Here is a 16,716-nt window from a genome sequence, read left to right on the forward strand (position 1 = left end):
AAAAACGTGTTGTTAACAGTGTTATATGGAGTCAAGCGGCGGCGTTTCAAGGCCTCGCTGACGATAAAATTCATCTACGAAGTCGCTCAATTTACCCTGTTCGATAGCCTGACGCAATCCGGCCATAAGTACCTGATAATAGTGCAGGTTGTGGATCGTATTCAGTTGCGCGCCAAGAATCTCCTTACACTTATCGAGATGGTGCAGGTAAGCACGACTGAAGTTACGGCAGGTATAACATTCGCAGTTTTCATCCAGTGGACGGGTATCGGTTTTATTCGCCGAATTACGGATCTTCACCACACCCGTGGTGGTAAACAGGAAACCGTTACGGGCGTTCCGGGTCGGCATCACGCAATCGAACATATCAACACCGCGACGCACACCCTCAACCAGATCCTCCGGCTTGCCGACACCCATCAGGTAGCGGGGCTTATCTTCCGGCATTTTATGCGCCAGATGATCAAGCACCTTAACCATCTCCTCCTTCGGCTCGCCGACCGACAGACCGCCGATCGCATAGCCGTCAAAGCCGATCTCTTCCAGGCCGGCCATCGACTCATCACGCAGGTGCGGATACATACCGCCCTGAACGATGCCGAACAGCGCAGACGGGTTATCACCATGCGCATCCTTAGAGCGTTTCGCCCAACGCATAGACAGTCGCATCGACTCAGCCGCCTCCGTTTCGGTTGCCGGGTACGGGGTACACTCGTCGAAAATCATCACAATATCAGAGCCCAGTTCACGCTGAACCTGCATCGACTCTTCCGGCCCCATAAACACCTTGCTGCCGTTTACCGGCGACTGGAAAGTCACCCCTTTTTCAGTGATCTTGCGCATAGCACCAAGGCTGAACACCTGAAAACCACCGGAGTCTGTCAGGATCGGGCCTTTCCACTGCATAAAGTCATGCAGATCACCATGCTGCTGAATAATCTCCGTGCCCGGACGCAGCATCAGATGGAACGTATTACCGAGAATAATCTGCGCACCGGTCGCCTCAATATCCTTCGGCGTCATCCCCTTTACCGTGCCGTAAGTACCCACCGGCATAAATGCCGGGGTCTCGACCGTACCACGGGGAAATTTCAGCCGCGCGCGACGCGCCTTGCCATCGGTTGCAATCTTTTCAAACTGCATAAAACATTCTCTGCTCATCACTACCTCTTTACGCTTGCAGCTCGGATTGCACTTCGGTCTGGCGGGTCAGATACATCGCATCGCCATAACTGAAGAACCGGTAACGTTGCTCAACGGCCTCTTTATAGGCCGCCATCATATGTTCATAACCGGAAAACGCGCTGACCAGCATCAGCAGCGTCGATTCCGGCAAATGGAAATTGGTGATCATCGCATCCACAGAGCGGAACTGATAACCGGGAAAAATAAAGATATCGCTGTCGCCGAAGAACGGAGCTATTTCACCCTGCTGGCTGGCGCTCTCCAGACTACGGACACTGGTAGTACCCACCGCGATTACCCGGTTCCCCCGGGCACGGGTTGCCTTCACCCGCTCACAGACCTCTTCACTGACCTCGATATACTCCGAATGCATCACATGCTCGTGGATATTATCCACCTTCACCGGCTGAAAAGTGCCGGCTCCCACATGCAGAGTCACAAACGCCCGCTCCACCCCTTTGGCATCCAGTTCGGCCAGCAGCTCATCATCAAAATGCAGACCGGCTGTGGGTGCCGCTACAGCCCCCGGCTTTTTGTTATAAACCGTCTGGTAGCGTTCCCGGTCGGAAAGCTGATCTTCGCGCTTCATATAAGGCGGCAGCGGCATATGCCCGTGCTGCTCCAGCAGTTCAACCAGATTACCCTCGGTCACAAAGCGCAGCTCAAACAGATTCTCATGCCGGCCCACCATCTCCGCCTCGATACCGCCCTCAAGCAACAACTTAGTCCCGGGCTTGGGTGAACGGCTGGAACGGACATGAGTAAGCGCCCGCTTATCATCCAGCACCCGCTCTACCAGCACCTCGACCTTACCGCCGGATTCCTTCTGACCAAACAGACGCGCCGGAATCACCCGGGTATCGTTAAACACCATCAGATCACCGGGCCGGATCAGCTCCAGCACATCGGTAAACACACCATGATTCAGCGCCCCGCTGTTACCGTCGACCGACAGCAAACGGCTGGCACTGCGTTGCTCCAGCGGATAGCTGGCAATCAGCTCTTCCGGAAGCTCAAAATGAAAATCTTTAACCTGCATTGAAGGGTATCTTCAGCTCAAATGGAAAAATCTACGAAGGGCGCGCATTGTAACGGAAAACAGACTTTTTTTCAGTTTTTCATCGGGATGGATTGACGCAAGCCGCCAGCTTTTTATAATACGCCCCTCTTAATGTGCCAGCGTGATGAAATTGGTAGACATGAGGGATTCAAAATCCCTTGCCTTCACGGGCGTGCCGGTTCGAGTCCGGCCGCTGGTACCATCAGATTCAAAAAGAAAAGGCCCGCTCTCTGAGCGGGCCTTTTCTTTTTGTCTGGTCGCATCGCGACCCGGCTGGAGGAGAACCGGAGGTTCGACCCATTGCGCCCACAGAAGCAATGGGAGACAAGGCGCAAGCCGCAGCCCCGCAGGGGGCGAAATTTCCAACAGGGAAATTACGATCCGTCCGGCCCTCTCACTGAATGACCTTTCTCTTTGCCTCGCCGCATTGCGACCCGGCTGGAAGAGAACCGGAGGTTCGACCCGTTGCGCCCATAGAAGCAATGGGAGACAAGGCGCAAGCCGCAGCCCCGCAGGGGGCGTAATTTCCAACAGGGAAATTACGATCCGTCCGGCCCTATCACTGAATGACCTTTCTCTTTGCCTCGCCACATCGCGACCCGGCTGGAAGAGAACCGGAGGTTCGACCCGTTGCGCCCATAGAAGCAATGGGAGACAAGGCGCAAGCCGCAGCCCCGCAGGGGGCATAATTTCCAACAGGGAAATTACGATCCGTCCGGCCCTATCACTGAATGACCTTTCTGTTTGCCTCGCCGCATCGCGACCCGGCTGAAAGAGAACCGGAGGTTCGACCCGTTGCGCCCACAGAAGCAATGGGAGACAAGGCGTAAGCCGCAGCTCCGCAGGGGGCGTCATTTCCAACAGGGAAATTACGATCCGTCCGGCCCATCCACAGAATCGTCTTTCATTTTAACGGATCAGCCCTGACTCTCAGAATGAGATCAGACTCCCTACAGTTTGTCTGTCTTCCTGAGAACGATATCCAGATACAATACACTTTTTAACAAACCAATAGGCTCCCGACTTACGATCGGGCCGGCTGAGGAAACCAGATGTCCAAGTGTATTGTCTGCGCGATGTATAAGTTTGTCGCGCTTGAAGATTTTGAATCAATCCGTGAGCCCCTGCATCAGGTGATGCTGGAAAATGATATTCGCGGCACGCTGCTGCTGGCCAGAGAAGGCATTAACGGCACGGTTGCCGGCAGCCGCGAAGGTATCGATGCGTTACTGGCGTGGCTGAAGAGTGATCCACGACTGACGGATATTGTTTATAAAGAATCGCTGGACGACAGTAACCCGTTCTATCGCACCAAGGTAAAACTGAAAAAAGAGATCGTCACCATGGGCGTTGAGGGCATTGACCCGAAGCGTATCGTCGGCACTTACGTCAAGCCGGAAGACTGGAACGCGCTGATCTCCGATCCGGAAGTCACCCTGATTGATACCCGCAACGACTATGAGGTGCAGGTCGGTACATTTGAGGGGGCGATAAACCCCAACACCGACACCTTTCGTGAGTTCCCCCAGTACGTCAAAGATAACCTGGCCCCGGAAAAAAACCGCAAGGTCGCGATGTTCTGTACCGGAGGGATTCGTTGTGAGAAATCAACCGCCTACCTGAAAGAGCAGGGTTTTGATGAGGTTTACCATCTGGAAGGCGGCATTCTCAAATATCTGGAACAGGTCCCAGAGGAAGATTCAATGTGGCAGGGCGAATGTTTCGTGTTTGATAACCGCATCACGGTGAATCACCAACTGGAAAAAGGCAGCTACGAACAGTGCCATGCCTGCCGCCTGCCCCTCACTCAAGAGGATATGCAGAGCGAGAAGTACCAGTCTGGGATCAGTTGCCCGCACTGTTACGACAAACTCACTCCAGAGCAGCGTCAGCGCTTCGAACAGCGCCAGAAGCAGATCGAGTTAGCGCAACTGCGTGGTGATGCGCATCTGGGTGCGGATGCAGCCGGTTCAATCATCAAACGCCGGGAATTGAAGCAACAGCGCAGAAAAAACCAGCAACAACAGGGATAAGTCGCTGGTCTCTTGTAGACACAGGCATTCGCTACTGTGCGTGCCTGTGTATCTCATCGGTTCACCGCCTCATGGCTTCAACCCAGCAGGGAGACAGCCGGAATTAGCGTTTAACTGCCGCCGCAGCACGCTCCCGCAATCGGTTCGACGATCTGTTCCTTACCCGACCCGACTCAGTGTGGGTATTCAGCAACACATACAAGTTAGTGCAAACGTCCTCTGAGCTGCCCCATTACGCCCGAAAAAGAATACACCCTCGCTATCCCGTCTTCTTCTGATTGATAATGCCCTCCCGGCAGCCGATCAATCGGTTTTCGCTCCAACTGACTCCGGATTCAGCACCCGTACTTCACGCTGCGGGAACGGAATCTCGATATCGTGCTCACGAAGGGTCTCGAAGATGGTCAGCAGCAGGTCGCCGCCAACGCGGTTTTTACCGTCATCGATGCCGTTCATCCAGAACTCGACAAACATATTCACACCGCTGTCACCGAAACTGTCGATTTCACAATCGGGGCGTTCTTCGATCGGAATATCATCACCACTGATCACCTGGGGGTGCTGTGCAACCACCTCGCGAATGATATCGCACAGGGCGCGGATGTCGGTTTTGTAAGCCACCGAGAAATCAACCCGGAAGCGCTGTTTCAGATCTTTGTGAGACCAGTTGATAAAACTGTTACTGATAAACTTTTCATTCGGCACCATCACAAATTTGCCGTCGAAGGTTTCCAGCGTGGTATAGCGCATCCGGAACTCGCGCACATAGCCCTTGGAACCGTCGTCAAACTCGATGTAGTCGTCGATGGTGATGGAACGATCGAGAAGAATGATAATACCGGAGATAAAGTTGGAGGCGATGGACTGCAGACCAAGCCCCAGCCCCACCCCGAGAGCACCACCAAATACCGCCAGTGCGGTGAGGTTGATCCCCATCACATTCAGCAGCACCAGCACTACGATGGTAAAAAGCGCCACTTCCAGTAGTTTGGCCATTACCTCTTTGGTGGGAATATCCAGATTAGGATGCTTTCGAATTACGTCCTGACCAAAATGGTTGGAGGCGCGTCCAAACCAGAACAGGAAAATACCAAAAATGAACACCCGTGCCAGACCATAAGCGGAGATGCTGAAGTTACCCAGCTCCATCCGAATCTGTTCAAGCACCTGAGTAATGGGAATGAGCCAGCCGATCAGGTGCAAAAACAATAACGGCAGTGCAATCCACTGGAACAGTTTGGCCAGCAACTGATTTAAGACAAAGCGCTGAATCAGTTGGTTGAGGAAGAGCATCATGGCAATGCCCAGAGCGAACTGGAGCAGCCAGTTGGCGTACTGGGTATTGCCATAAATTTCGTAGAAAAACTTCAGTGCAATAATCGCCAGCAGCGGGAACAGCAAACGGTGAATGCCGTACACCAGCTTTCGCATCGGGTGGCTATCCGCGCCTGGCGAGGTGTTCACCCAGATAAATTTCTGTTTCACCTGATTCGCGATCAGATAGGCAAAAATATAAATGGCAATGATATTGCCGAACTGTATATAGGTTTCAGACGCAGAGAGCAGCTCCCCGGTATCCTTAAGAACCTTTAACAGTGAGGTCTGCAGGGTTTCCATTGTTAACATAGTTACGTTCCGATCGAGCCCTATCCGGCACTAAAAACTTCCGCCCAGTAACCTGTCTGACTGAGTTGACCGACAATAAAAAGGTAGTCGTATAACCGCCCAACGGCGAATAATGTTGCGATTGATCGTCGACCGGCACTCAGACAGATGGCGCTTAGCGGCGATCTTACCGCCTCTGCTCCGATTTACCAATCAACCTTAATTATCTATTGCGGGCCGCCTGCAATACCTATATTAAAGTGGAATCTACCGAATAAGGATTTTCAGACGGACCCTCACTATGCTGACCCAGAAACTGATAGAACTTTATGAACGCACCATCGAAGCGGTTTTCGGATTTATGCTCTGCCTGATCCTGATCGGCATCGGCATCGGTGCGGTAAAACTGCTGGCCGATCTCTGGGAGCTACTCAGCAGCGCGGGAATCACCGGACACTATCTGGATCTGATCGCCGATATACTCACCCTGTATGTTCTGGTCGAGCTCTCCCGCTCGCTGTTCGAGTATTTTCACAGCAAGAAAATGCGTCTGACCTTCATTGTTGATGCCGCGATTGTGTTTATCATTCGCGAACTGTTGATTGGTCTGTTCAAGCATAATCTGGACCCCAGCATGATTTATGCCTTATCAGCACTCATCTTCTCGCTCGGCGCTTTACGCATAGGCTCCGCGGTGGTGCATCACAAAACGGCACACCCGAAGAAAGAGCAGGAGCAGCCCCATGGCTGAAATCGTACAAACCTTTGTCCTGCTGTGGGCGGTTATTGACCCTATCGGCACAGTACCGGTATTTCTGGCAGTCACACGCCGTCACAAGCCAGAAGAGTTAAAAAAAATTGCTATTCAGGCCATTCTTTTTGCGGCCTCCGTGCTCATCTTTTTCATTATTGCCGGTCAGTTTCTACTGGAAGCCATGGGCGTTTCGCTGATCGCTTTCCAGATTTCAGGCGGTCTGGTGCTGTTTGTCTTTGCCTTTAATATGATCTTTGGCGAGAGTAAACCCGAAGAAGAGCTGCGTATTGTTAAATCCGGAAGCGACACTGCCATCTTCCCGCTGGCAGTACCGGCGATTGCTGGCCCCGGTGCGATGATGGCGGTTGTACTGCTGACCGACAACCACCGGTTTGACCTGATCCATCAGGTGACAACAACCGGCATTCTGATCGCAATCCTGCTGATTCAGTTGCTACTGCTTCTGCTCGCACCCCGTATTGGAAAACTGATTGGTGAATCAGGTGCCAGTCTGATCAGCCGGGTGATGGGGATCATTCTTGCAGCAGTGGCGATGAACAGCGTTCTGCTGGGGCTTAAGCAATATTTCCAGTTATGAATGCCGCTGAGCCCCCGTCTTATTCGGGGTTTTACCGGCCGCAGGAAAACGTTGCATATAGATCACGGCTACCCCGAAAAGTAATCCCCATAAGGCACTGCCGACACCCAGCAACTCGACTCCGGACGCCGTGACCAAAAACGTGATCAGCGCCGCTTCCCGCTCGCCCGGCTCATTAAGTGCCGCTGCCAGACTGTTACCTATCGTCCCCAGCAGAGCCAGACCGGCAATCGCCATAATCAGTGCTGGCGGGAACGCGGCAAACAGCGCGGCTACGGTCGCGCCGAACAACCCGGTTAACAGATAGAACAGACCTGCCCACACAGAAGCAAAGTAACGCTGCTGCGGATCATGCCCGGCCTCTTTGCCCATACAGATCGCTGCGGTAATCGCAGCCAGATTAAATGAAAAGCCACCAAACGGCGCCAGCAGAACACCGGTCACTCCGGTGCTGGTAATCAGAGGGGACACCGGCGTCTGGTAGCCATTCGCGCGTAACACCGCCACGCCCGGCACATTCTGCGACGCCATGGTCACAATAAACAGCGGTACGCCTACCCCCATCAGGCTGTGCCAGCTAAACGCCGGTGTCGTCCAGACCGGCACCGATGCCTGCCACGCCAGCCCGGCAAAGGACAACAGCCCCTGAGCAAACGCCACCATCATTCCGATCAGCAATACCAGCGGAATGCAGTAGCGCGGTAATACTCGTTTCAGCACAAGGTAGCTGGCCAGCATCGCGCCTACCAGCCAGCCCTGCGTCTGCATTGAGGTAAACAGCGCCATACCGAACGGCAGCAATACGCCAGCCAGCATCGCGCCGGCCAGACTGGCCGGCACATGACGCATCAGCCGATCAAACCAGCCCGCCGCACCACACAAGGCGATAAGCGCAGAACTGAAAATAAAAATCCCGATCGCCTCTGCCAGAGACACACCAGAGAGGCCGGTCACCAATAAAGCCGCACCCGGTGTCGACCAGGCCGTCAGAATCGGCGTCCGGAAATACAGCGACAAACCGGCACTGGTTAACCCCATACCGATCCCCAGCGCCCACAGCCATGAGCTGATCTCTTCAGCGCTGGCACCCGCTGCAGCAGCGGCCTGAAAGATAATCACCGCAGAACTGGTATAACCCACCAGCACAGCCACGAACCCTGCCGACAGGTGAGACAGGTTAAACAGGCCGCTGAATAGCGTACGCAACGTGTTTGCTCTCATGGGTTACACCTCTTAAAATAGCTTGTGCGCTATAACGTCCAGGGCGCCAATTTAGCATTTGTGCGCTATAACGCACAAGCATTAAGTCACTCCTGAAAAACAAAACGGATCGAACCGATGCAAGACCCCAACCAACATCTGGCCGCCCGATTAAAAGAACTGCGCAAAAACAAAGGCTGGAGTCTGGACCGGACCGCCGGTGAAACCGGTGTGAGTAAAGCGATGCTGGGGCAGATTGAACGGGGTGAATCGAGCCCGACAGTGGCCACCCTGTGGAAGATAGCCGGTGGTTTTAACCGCTCCCTGTCCGACTTTATTCAACCCGTTAGCAGCGAACAGACAGAAACCCTGATCCGCTCTGCCGATCAGATCCGCCATCAGCCCGCTACTGATGAGATGCTGATTGCTCCTCTGTTTCCCTACGAGGAGCGGTTTGGCTTTGAGATGTTTGAGCTGACCCTGCAACCGGGCTATGAACGGCTCTCGGAACCCCATGAACCCGGCGTTACTGAACATGTGATTGTTCTCAGTGGCGAGATGGAACTACTGGTCGAAGGAGAATGGCTGGCCCTTACGCAGGGCGCGGCGGTTCGCTTTGCCGCAGACAAACCCCACGGCTACCGCAACCTCAACGCGACGCCCGCAGTTTTTCACAACCTGATTCATTACGCCCGGGGTGAGCCGGTGTAAGGGGTCACGCAAAACGGCCAGCACCATTGCAGTGTCAAAACTGACACATATTTTCGCTCCGCTCTGTCAGGCAGATACCGCCAAAACCCTAACCGCATGAAAAATATACTGTTTTAACAAACGGTCTGATCCTTGCTCTAACGGTGGCAGAACAATAACTCAGCCGACCAAACGCGCTGATCTGGTGACAGGAGCACTCATGAGCAGAACCTTCTATGTTTTACGCCACGGAGAAACCCGGTTTAATGCCGAACAACGCCTGCAGGGACACTGCAACTCAGAGCTGACCCACCGCGGCCAGCAGCAGGCACAACAGGTTGGGCAGACCCTGCGCCAACACCTTGGCAACCGCCCTTATCAGGTTTTCTGCAGTTCACTGGGGCGGGCTGTACAAACCGCAGAGATCGTCTGTGAGCAGATCGGCTATCCACGCATCGCCCTGCATCAGGATCAGCGCCTGATGGAGTTCAATCTCGGTCAGTGGGAGCAGCGCACCATCCCCGGCATCATGGCAGAGCAGCCGGAACTGAAACAACGCAGCGACTGGTACCTGCACGCCCCCGATTCGGAACCCTACGAGCTGGTCAGAAGCCGCCTGCTGCAGTGGCTGGAAGAGCAGGATCAGGATGCAGCCAGCGATCTGGTAATTATCACCCATGGTCTGACCGGGGCGGTACTGCGCGGCATACTGCGTGATCTGAGTTATGCCGAAGTCTGGCAACAGGATATCCCGCAAGATGCCTTCTACCGGATTCGCGATGGGCAGGCAGAGCGTATCGACTGTCTGCTGCCAGCACCGGTCTGAGATTTCTATTCGGGCAGACTATCTGATATAAAATTCTGAGCCGCCACTCAAATCCGCTGTCAGGCTTGCCGACAGCCGGCGCGCTCAGAAATCACCCCGCAACCGGATAATAATTAATAAAAGGCGGTAGGATGTTGCGCAGTTTGTCACTGTTGGTATTACTCTGCGGTAGCCTGATGCAGCCGCGTTTCCTGCTGGCCGCAGAGCCGGTGGTCGTGATCACCTCGTTCTCCTCTGAAGTCTCGCGCTTCGTTCAGCAGCAGCTCGCTCAACACCGGCCGGAGCTGGATCTGCGTTTTATCAACAAAAAAACCGCCGCCGTCCTGACCCATCTGGAGAAGAACCTCTATCCGCGGCCCGATCTGGTCATCATGAGCGCGCCCGATGCCTTTGACTGGCTCAGCCAGCAGGGCCAGTTACGCAAACTCAGTCAGCACGCGCGTCTGGCTTACACCCCGTTCGCCTACTCCGGCTACGGTCTGATGCTGAACCAGACATACCTGCAACAACACCAGTTGAGCCCGCCACAACACTGGGAAGACCTGTTACGCCCCGAGTACCGGGGGCATATTGCCATGAGCACCCCGAGCCGTTCCGGCACCACCCATGTCATGGTGGAAACTCTGTTACAGGAGAAAGGCTGGCACGAGGGCTGGGCCTACCTGCTGACCCTGTCCGGTAACCTGTCCACCATCACTGCACGCAGTTTTGGCGTACGTCAGGGCGTGATCAACCAACGTTTTGGCCTCGGCCTCACTATCGACTTCTTTGCCTTTACCGCCCGCTATCAGCACCCGCAGATCGGCTTCGTTTACCCCTCTCCCTCAGCCTTTCTGCCGGTCAGCGCAGGGCTGGTAAAAGGCGGCGCTCAACCGGAAGCCGCAGAACAACTGATCCGCTATCTGCTCAGCCCGACGGGACAAAAGATGCTGCTGGCCCCCCAACTGAGTCGTTTCCCCGTTGAGGAGCAGGTACTCGCGGGGCAGCCCGACCACCTGCTGAATCAATATCAGAACAACATCGGCCAGACGCTGGACTACGACTCCCGGCTGGCGGTACGCCGTTATCAACTGGTGAATGCACTGTTTGATGAACTGATCACCCTGCGGCTGGATTTTATGCAGCAGAGCTGGGCCAGCCTGCAGCAGATCCGGAAACAACTGCAACAGCAACCGGACCCGGAACTCAGCGCCCTCTATCAGGTGATAGAAGAGGATCTGCTCAGCGTACCCTTTGCCGAAATCCGGCTTGGCGAAACCGAACTGCTGCAGAGCTTTGCTCAGGTTCTGCCGGGAGCACAGCTCGCCGCCGGGCAGCAACGGGAGATGGATGAGTGGCGCCAGTGGTCGCGGGAACAGCAGGACCGGATCAATCACCTGATCGCCTCCCTGCAGCATCAACTTGGCGGAGCGTCGCGTGGTTCTTTTTGAGCATATCACCCCCAACCGCTGGGGCTGGAGTAAACTCGGCACCCGCCTGACGCTGGCACTGGGCACGATTATTCTGCTGACTCTGAGCATCGCCCTCGCCGCCTGGATCGCCATGCGGCATATCAGCGATGAGGTCGATCAGATCAGTCGTCAGCAGGTGCCCCTGATTAATACTTCCGCCCGGCTGGCAAGGCTCAGCGGCAGTATCACCTCCACCGCCCCGCGCCTGCTGTCCGCCCAGTCACGCTGGGAGCAGGAAGAGATCTGGGAGGCCCTGCAAGCCCAACTTGCAGCCTTGCAGGCGCTGCCTGAAGAACAGCCCCAACCGATTCTGCCGGGTCAGTTTATCCAGAAACTGCACGACCTGACCCCGCGTATTGAACAGAATCTGCATCAACTGAACAGCCATGTATCCACCCTGTTCGAACTGCGTCGGCGGATCCGCGAGCTCTCCAGCGCCCTGCGCTGGAGTCATGCCGCCTTTCTCGATGAGATCAGCCCGATTCTGTCCGACAGCCGCTTTAACACCGACAGCCTGCTGGAAAAACGGGTCAACGGCCCCGAGTCAGCCGCACTGATGCAGCAGATCCGCAGTGAACTGAGCAACCGTGAGCGACTGCAGGCGCTGAACGCTGACACCAATCTGGCGGTAGGCCTGATTCTGCGTGCCGCTTCCCAGTCGGAAGCCCACCAGATAGAAACCACCCTGCAGTATCTCGGTGAGATAGAGGACCAGTTGCAACAACAACTGGAAGGCCTGCAATCCGTGGAGAGTACTATTTCGATCCGGCAGGCTTCCAGCGAGATCCTCTCCTACAGCCACGGTAATCGCAGTGTGCCGCAGCTTCGCCTGCAGGAGCTTGCAATCCTCAGCACCAACCAGACACTGCTGGATCAGAATAAGCAACTGCTCAGCGTACTGGAGGACCTCATCCAGCAGCAAACCCAGCGCAGCGAAACCCTCGCGGCAGAAACCAGTGCAAACGCTGAACGGGCAATCAACCGCGCCCGCGCGCTGCTGATTCTGATGGCGATCGTCGGCTTCTCCCTGTCAGCCTTTGTCGGCTGGCACTACGTCGGCCACCTGCTACTGCACCGCCTCAACCGCCTGCGCCTGAGTATGGAAGCGATCGCTAACGGTGATCTGGAAACCCCGGTCGACACCAGCGGTAACGACGAGCTCAGCCAGATGGCCCAAGCCCTGCTGGTGTTCCGCAACACCGCCCGTGAAGTGGAAGATGCCAACGCCGAGGCGATCATCGATAATGCGCTGGTAGGGTTGATCAGTACCGATGAAAGCGGCTGTATCGAGTTTGTAAATCCCAACGCCCGTCTGCTGTTCCAGCAAAGCCAGCAGGCACTGGAGGGGCTCAATATCCACTGCATTCTGGCAGAGGAGGAGCGCTGTAAAACCGATCTGCTGGCACTGGCCCGCAGCCAGAAAAGCATCGAGACGCTGGGCCTGAAAGCCGATTCAGGTGCCTTCCATCTGGACCTTTCTGCGCGTAGTTTTGCCCAGCGTCAGCGTACCAAATACCTGTTCACGCTGGCGGATGCCACCGAACGTCACCATGCCAAAGAGCTGCTCGAAGCCACCATCATCGACCGTACCAAAGACCTGCGTGCCGAGATCAGTGAACGGCGTAAGACCGAAGCGGAGTTGCGCGCAACCCATCAGGAACTGATTCAGGCAGCCAAACTGGCGATGCTTGGTCAGCTCTCCGCCAGCATTGCCCATGAACTGAACCAACCGCTCAGCGCCCTGCGTTACAACACACATAATCTGAGCCGCCTGCTGCCATTAGGGCGGGAGCAGGATTGCCAGACCCTGCTGGATAAAAACGAACAACTCGCCGATAAGATGGCGAAAATCATCAACCACCTGAAAGTGTTTGCCCGGCGCAGCGACAGCACCATCACCGCGGTTGATCTGGCCGCCGTCGTCGACAGCGCACTGGAACTCTATACTGAGCGCCTGCACCGGCTCGGCTGCGAGGTGCAGATCAGCGGTCTGGATACCCTGCCACACGCCGCAGGGGATGCCATCCGGCTGGAACAGGTACTGGTTAACCTGATCGGTAACGCACTGGATGCAATGAATGACCAGCCGGACGCTCACTTGCGAATTCAGGGCAGCGCCAGCCCCGACGGGCTGCAACTGGCGCTTAACGATAATGGCTGTGGCATGAGCGCCGATCAGCTTGAACAGATTTTTGACCCGTTCTTCACCACCAAGGAACCGGGCTCCGGCCTCGGTCTGGGACTCTCGATCAGCCGCAAGATCCTGCAGGAGCTGGGCGGCGAGATCAGCATGCAATCGCGCCCCGGCGAGGGCACCCACGTACAACTGACACTTGCCTACTATGAAGCCTGAAAACAGTATCGATATTATTCTGATTGAAGATGAAGCCGACGTCCGTGAAGCGGCACAACTCACACTGGAGCTGGAAGGCTACCGGGTGAAAAGCTTCAGCCGGGCGGAAGCCGCCCTGCCCCTGCTCGGCCCTGAGTGTGCCGCCATTGTTGTCAGTGATATCCGCATGCCCGGCATGGATGGTATGCAGCTTCTGGAAACCGTGATGCAGCAGGACAGCGAGTTGCCGGTCATTCTGGTCACCGGACACGGTGATATCTCCACCGCCATTCAGGCGGTGCGCAGCGGCGCCTATGACTTTATCGAAAAACCGGTCGCGCCGGAGCGCCTGCTGGAAGAGGTGCAGCGCGCGTTGCAGACCCGGCGTCTGGTACTGGAGAATCGCGCGCTCAGAGCCGCGCTCTCCCGGTCTGCCGATATCGACAGCCTGATCATCGGCAACAGCCCAGCGATGCAGCAGTTAAAGCAGATGGTACGGAATATCGCCGAAGCCGATATTGATATTCTGCTGCATGGCGAGACCGGTACCGGCAAGGAGCTGATCGCCACTACCCTGCACCAGTGCAGCAACCGCCGGCAGGGCCCCTTTGTCGCCCTCAATTGCGGCGCCATGCCGGAAAGCATTATGGAGAGTGAGCTGTTCGGCCATGAAGCGGGCGCCTTTACCGGCGCGCAGAAAAAACGTATCGGCAAGCTGGAGTACGCCCATGGCGGCACCCTGTTTCTCGATGAGCTCGAGAGCATGCCAAATTCATTGCAGATCCGGCTGCTGCGGGTGCTGCAGGAACGCAAACTGGAACGGCTGGGCGGGAATGCCAGTATCGACATCGACATCCGGGTGATCGCCGCCAGTAAGGATGACCTTCTGGCGCTGGCAGATCAGGGGAGTTTCCGCGAAGACCTTTATTACCGGCTGAATGTAGCCGAGGTCCAGATCCCCCCTCTGCGGGCCCGTGGAGACGATATTCCGCTGCTGTTCCAGCACTTCCTGCGGCAGGCTGCCGACCGTCTGCAACGCACCTGTCCGGTGTTAACCCCCGGCATGATCCAGCAGGTTCATCAGCACAACTGGCCGGGTAATGTCCGTGAGCTTCAGCATGAAGCGGAACGGGTCGTTCTGGGGATCTCTCAGCGCTTCAGTGCACCCGCGCCCCTGCCGGAGAGTGAACCGCAGAACCTGCCGGAAAAGCTTGCCCACTACGAACAGCAACTGCTTGAAGAGGCCCTCAGGGAGAGTGGCGGACGAATCCAGGAAGCCGCCGACCGTCTGGGAATTCCGCGTAAGAAGCTCTACCTGCGGATGCAGAAATATCAGATGGATAAAGCCCGCTACCACGAGTCATAACTGACACATGCACACCAGAAACAGGGTGTCAGGATTGACTCAAAGACACCCTAACCCTTCCTCAAAAATAAAATAAACCGCTGTATTTTAACAACTTTTTAATTTCAGGCCCGCTCCTTGCCCTAGCTTAAGCACGCCTCTGTGAGTGCGTCTTGAATCTATAGGCCTCTGCACACAACAAAAAAAAGGAGCAGATAGCATGAAGTCCAAGAAAAACCTGTTCGCGGTCAGCCTTCTCAGCGCCAGTATCGGTCTGGCATCAATGCCGGCTATGGCTAATCAGAGCAAACTGACCATTGTCACTTCCTTTCCTCAGGACCTGACTCAGGTGTTTGAGGATGCTTTTGAAAAAGCCAATCCTGATATCGATCTGGAGGTTCTGAAAAAGAAAACCTCTTCCGGCATCAAGTACATCAAAGAAACCGCCAGCAAAAACCAGACGGATCTGTTCTGGGCTTCCGCACCGGATGCCTTTGAGGTACTGAAAGACAGCAGCCTGTTGCAGCAGTACGAAGTGAAGGCTTCCAGCATTCCGGAAAAAATCGGTTCATTCCCGATCCATGACCCGGAAGGTTTCTACAAGGGCTTCGCAGCAGCCGGTTACGGCATCATGTGGAACACCCGCTACCTCAAAGCCAAGAAACTGCCCGCGCCTACCGGCTGGGATGATCTGAAGAAACCGACCTATTTTGGTCATGTGGGCATGTCGGCGCCCTCCCGTTCGGGCACCACTCACCTGACCGTGGAAACCATTCTTCAGGCGGAGGGCTGGGATAACGGCTGGGCGATGCTAAAACAGATGTCCGGTAATTTTAAATCCGTGACGGAGCGTTCCTTCGGGGTACCGGACGGCGTGAACAGCGGTAACTTCGGTCTGGGTATCGTCATCGATTTCTTCGGTCTCTCCTCTCAGGGTGCCGGCTTCCCGGTCGAATTTATCTATCCACAGGGTACTGCGCTGGTACCGGCCAACATCGGCATTATCAGCAACGCGCCTAACCGCGCCGGTGCTGAGCGTTTTATCGACTTCCTGCTCTCCGATCAGGGTCAGGAGCTGCTGCTGGATCCGAAAATCCGCCGCCTGCCGGTAAACCCGGAGATCTACGCCAAAGCGCCGCAGGGGTTCCCGAATCCGTTCAAGGATGACGCTCTGAAAAGCGCCCTGCACTTTGACCTGAACCTGTCGAAGAATCGTTACAATCTGGTTAACTCCATGTTTGACGTGATGATCACTTACCGTATGGATGATCTGCGTGCCGCCACCGGTGCGATTCACGAAGCAGAAACGGCACTGGCAGAGAAGCCTGATGCTGAAGCTCAGGCGTTGCTGGAGCAGGCCAAAGCACTGGTCGCAAAACTGCCGATCAGCGAAGCCGAAGCCAATGACCCGGACTTTGCTGCCGTCTTCACCCAGAAACGCAAAAAAGCATCCGACAACGTTAATGGCCGTCAGGCTGAAGTCGAAGCCCAGTGGGACAGCTTTGTTGTTGCCAACTACCAGCAGGCCCAGAGCCTGGCAGAAAAAGCCCTGTCGATGCTCTGACCGGGACTCCCGCCAAACGGAGATCTGGCTGATCTCCTGATGTTCTGCTGACGCTGTCTCCGGCCAGGGAAAT

At 55.5% G+C, this 16,716-nt stretch carries 13 protein-coding genes and 1 tRNA gene; 10 read left to right on the plus strand and 4 right to left on the minus strand.

Annotation, left to right across the window (positions count from 1 at the left end; translation table 11 throughout):
- Positions 1-21: 21 nt before the first annotated feature.
- Together tgt and queA are read right to left on the minus strand one after the other, a co-directional pair.
- On the minus strand, positions 22-1,143 hold the full coding sequence (tgt, locus tag QUD59_RS05215; RefSeq protein WP_434025553.1) for a tRNA guanosine(34) transglycosylase Tgt: 1,122 nt from the start codon (positions 1,141-1,143) through the stop codon (positions 22-24).
- A 28-nt stretch (positions 1,144-1,171) separates the two neighbouring features.
- Entirely contained in the window at positions 1,172-2,224 is a 1,053-nt protein-coding gene (gene queA, locus QUD59_RS05220; protein WP_286240036.1) for a tRNA preQ1(34) S-adenosylmethionine ribosyltransferase-isomerase QueA, read from the minus strand.
- Positions 2,225-2,360: 136 nt separating this feature from the next.
- Here queA and QUD59_RS05225 point away from each other — a divergent pair.
- Both QUD59_RS05225 and trhO read left to right on the plus strand, forming a co-directional pair.
- A tRNA-Leu gene (locus QUD59_RS05225) sits at positions 2,361-2,447 on the plus strand.
- An 850-nt stretch (positions 2,448-3,297) separates the two neighbouring features.
- Entirely contained in the window at positions 3,298-4,278 is a 981-nt protein-coding gene (trhO, locus tag QUD59_RS05230; RefSeq protein ID WP_286240037.1) for an oxygen-dependent tRNA uridine(34) hydroxylase TrhO, read from the plus strand.
- Between the two features lie 303 nt (positions 4,279-4,581).
- Here trhO and QUD59_RS05235 read toward each other — a convergent pair whose 3' ends face one another.
- Complete coding sequence (locus QUD59_RS05235; RefSeq protein ID WP_286240038.1) at positions 4,582-5,904, minus strand: mechanosensitive ion channel family protein; 1,323 nt, start codon at positions 5,902-5,904, stop codon at positions 4,582-4,584.
- A 280-nt stretch (positions 5,905-6,184) separates the two neighbouring features.
- On the opposite strand from QUD59_RS05235, the gene QUD59_RS05240 reads away from it, so the two are divergent.
- Positions 6,185-6,634: a phosphate-starvation-inducible PsiE family protein gene (locus QUD59_RS05240; RefSeq protein ID WP_286240039.1), complete on the plus strand. Its 450-nt coding sequence runs from the start codon at positions 6,185-6,187 to the stop codon at positions 6,632-6,634.
- Positions 6,627-7,235: a MarC family protein gene (locus QUD59_RS05245; protein ID WP_286240040.1), complete on the plus strand. Its 609-nt coding sequence runs from the start codon at positions 6,627-6,629 to the stop codon at positions 7,233-7,235. Before QUD59_RS05240 ends, QUD59_RS05245 begins: the two co-directional genes overlap by 8 nt.
- Here QUD59_RS05245 and QUD59_RS05250 read toward each other — a convergent pair.
- Positions 7,230-8,456, minus strand: a complete 1,227-nt coding sequence (locus QUD59_RS05250; protein ID WP_286240041.1) for a benzoate/H(+) symporter BenE family transporter — start codon at positions 8,454-8,456, stop codon at positions 7,230-7,232. The genes QUD59_RS05245 and QUD59_RS05250 overlap by 6 nt on opposite strands.
- Positions 8,457-8,573: 117 nt before the next feature.
- Between QUD59_RS05250 and QUD59_RS05255 the strand changes: the two genes are divergently transcribed.
- From QUD59_RS05255 to QUD59_RS05280, 6 genes are all read left to right on the plus strand, one after another.
- A complete protein-coding gene (locus QUD59_RS05255; protein WP_286240042.1) occupies positions 8,574-9,146 on the plus strand; it encodes a helix-turn-helix domain-containing protein in 573 nt (190 codons plus the stop codon).
- Between the two features lie 199 nt (positions 9,147-9,345).
- The gene (locus tag QUD59_RS05260; RefSeq protein WP_286240044.1) at positions 9,346-9,951 is read left to right on the plus strand and encodes a histidine phosphatase family protein; all 606 of its coding nucleotides are present in this window, start codon (positions 9,346-9,348) and stop codon (positions 9,949-9,951) included.
- A gap of 131 nt (positions 9,952-10,082) precedes the next feature.
- A complete protein-coding gene (locus QUD59_RS05265; protein ID WP_286240045.1) occupies positions 10,083-11,381 on the plus strand; it encodes an ABC transporter substrate-binding protein in 1,299 nt (432 codons plus the stop codon).
- Positions 11,368-13,755: an ATP-binding protein gene (locus QUD59_RS05270; protein ID WP_286240046.1), complete on the plus strand. Its 2,388-nt coding sequence runs from the start codon at positions 11,368-11,370 to the stop codon at positions 13,753-13,755. The genes QUD59_RS05265 and QUD59_RS05270 overlap by 14 nt, the downstream gene beginning before the upstream one ends.
- Positions 13,745-15,100: a sigma-54-dependent transcriptional regulator gene (locus QUD59_RS05275; protein WP_286240047.1), complete on the plus strand. Its 1,356-nt coding sequence runs from the start codon at positions 13,745-13,747 to the stop codon at positions 15,098-15,100. Before QUD59_RS05270 ends, QUD59_RS05275 begins: the two co-directional genes overlap by 11 nt.
- 199 nt (positions 15,101-15,299) lie before the next feature.
- Positions 15,300-16,643 carry an ABC transporter substrate-binding protein gene (locus tag QUD59_RS05280; RefSeq protein ID WP_286240048.1) on the plus strand — a complete coding sequence of 448 codons (1,344 nt, stop codon included), beginning with the start codon at positions 15,300-15,302 and terminating at the stop codon, positions 16,641-16,643.
- Positions 16,644-16,716: the final 73 nt, after the last annotated feature.

It is taken from the genome of Neptuniibacter halophilus, assembly GCF_030295765.1.
GTDB classification, from domain to species: Bacteria; Pseudomonadota; Gammaproteobacteria; order Pseudomonadales; family Balneatricaceae; genus Neptuniibacter; species Neptuniibacter halophilus.

What these genes read in the sequence shown, in the direction of transcription:
- QUD59_RS05235 (WP_286240038.1), bottom strand. Translation starts at nt 5,904, where the DNA reads ATGTTAACAATGGAAACCCTGCAGACCTCACTGTTAAAGGTTCTTAAG.
- QUD59_RS05245 (WP_286240040.1), top strand. Translation starts at nt 6,627, where the DNA reads ATGGCTGAAATCGTACAAACCTTTGTCCTGCTGTGGGCGGTTATTGAC.
- tgt (WP_434025553.1), bottom strand. Translation starts at nt 1,143, where the DNA reads ATGCAGTTTGAAAAGATTGCAACCGATGGCAAGGCGCGTCGCGCGCGG.
- QUD59_RS05250 (WP_286240041.1), bottom strand. Translation starts at nt 8,456, where the DNA reads ATGAGAGCAAACACGTTGCGTACGCTATTCAGCGGCCTGTTTAACCTG.
- QUD59_RS05240 (WP_286240039.1), top strand. Translation starts at nt 6,185, where the DNA reads ATGCTGACCCAGAAACTGATAGAACTTTATGAACGCACCATCGAAGCG.
- trhO (WP_286240037.1), top strand. Translation starts at nt 3,298, where the DNA reads ATGTCCAAGTGTATTGTCTGCGCGATGTATAAGTTTGTCGCGCTTGAA.
- queA (WP_286240036.1), bottom strand. Translation starts at nt 2,224, where the DNA reads ATGCAGGTTAAAGATTTTCATTTTGAGCTTCCGGAAGAGCTGATTGCC.
- QUD59_RS05280 (WP_286240048.1), top strand. Translation starts at nt 15,300, where the DNA reads ATGAAGTCCAAGAAAAACCTGTTCGCGGTCAGCCTTCTCAGCGCCAGT.
- QUD59_RS05265 (WP_286240045.1), top strand. Translation starts at nt 10,083, where the DNA reads ATGTTGCGCAGTTTGTCACTGTTGGTATTACTCTGCGGTAGCCTGATG.
- QUD59_RS05255 (WP_286240042.1), top strand. Translation starts at nt 8,574, where the DNA reads ATGCAAGACCCCAACCAACATCTGGCCGCCCGATTAAAAGAACTGCGC.
- QUD59_RS05275 (WP_286240047.1), top strand. Translation starts at nt 13,745, where the DNA reads ATGAAGCCTGAAAACAGTATCGATATTATTCTGATTGAAGATGAAGCC.
- QUD59_RS05260 (WP_286240044.1), top strand. Translation starts at nt 9,346, where the DNA reads ATGAGCAGAACCTTCTATGTTTTACGCCACGGAGAAACCCGGTTTAAT.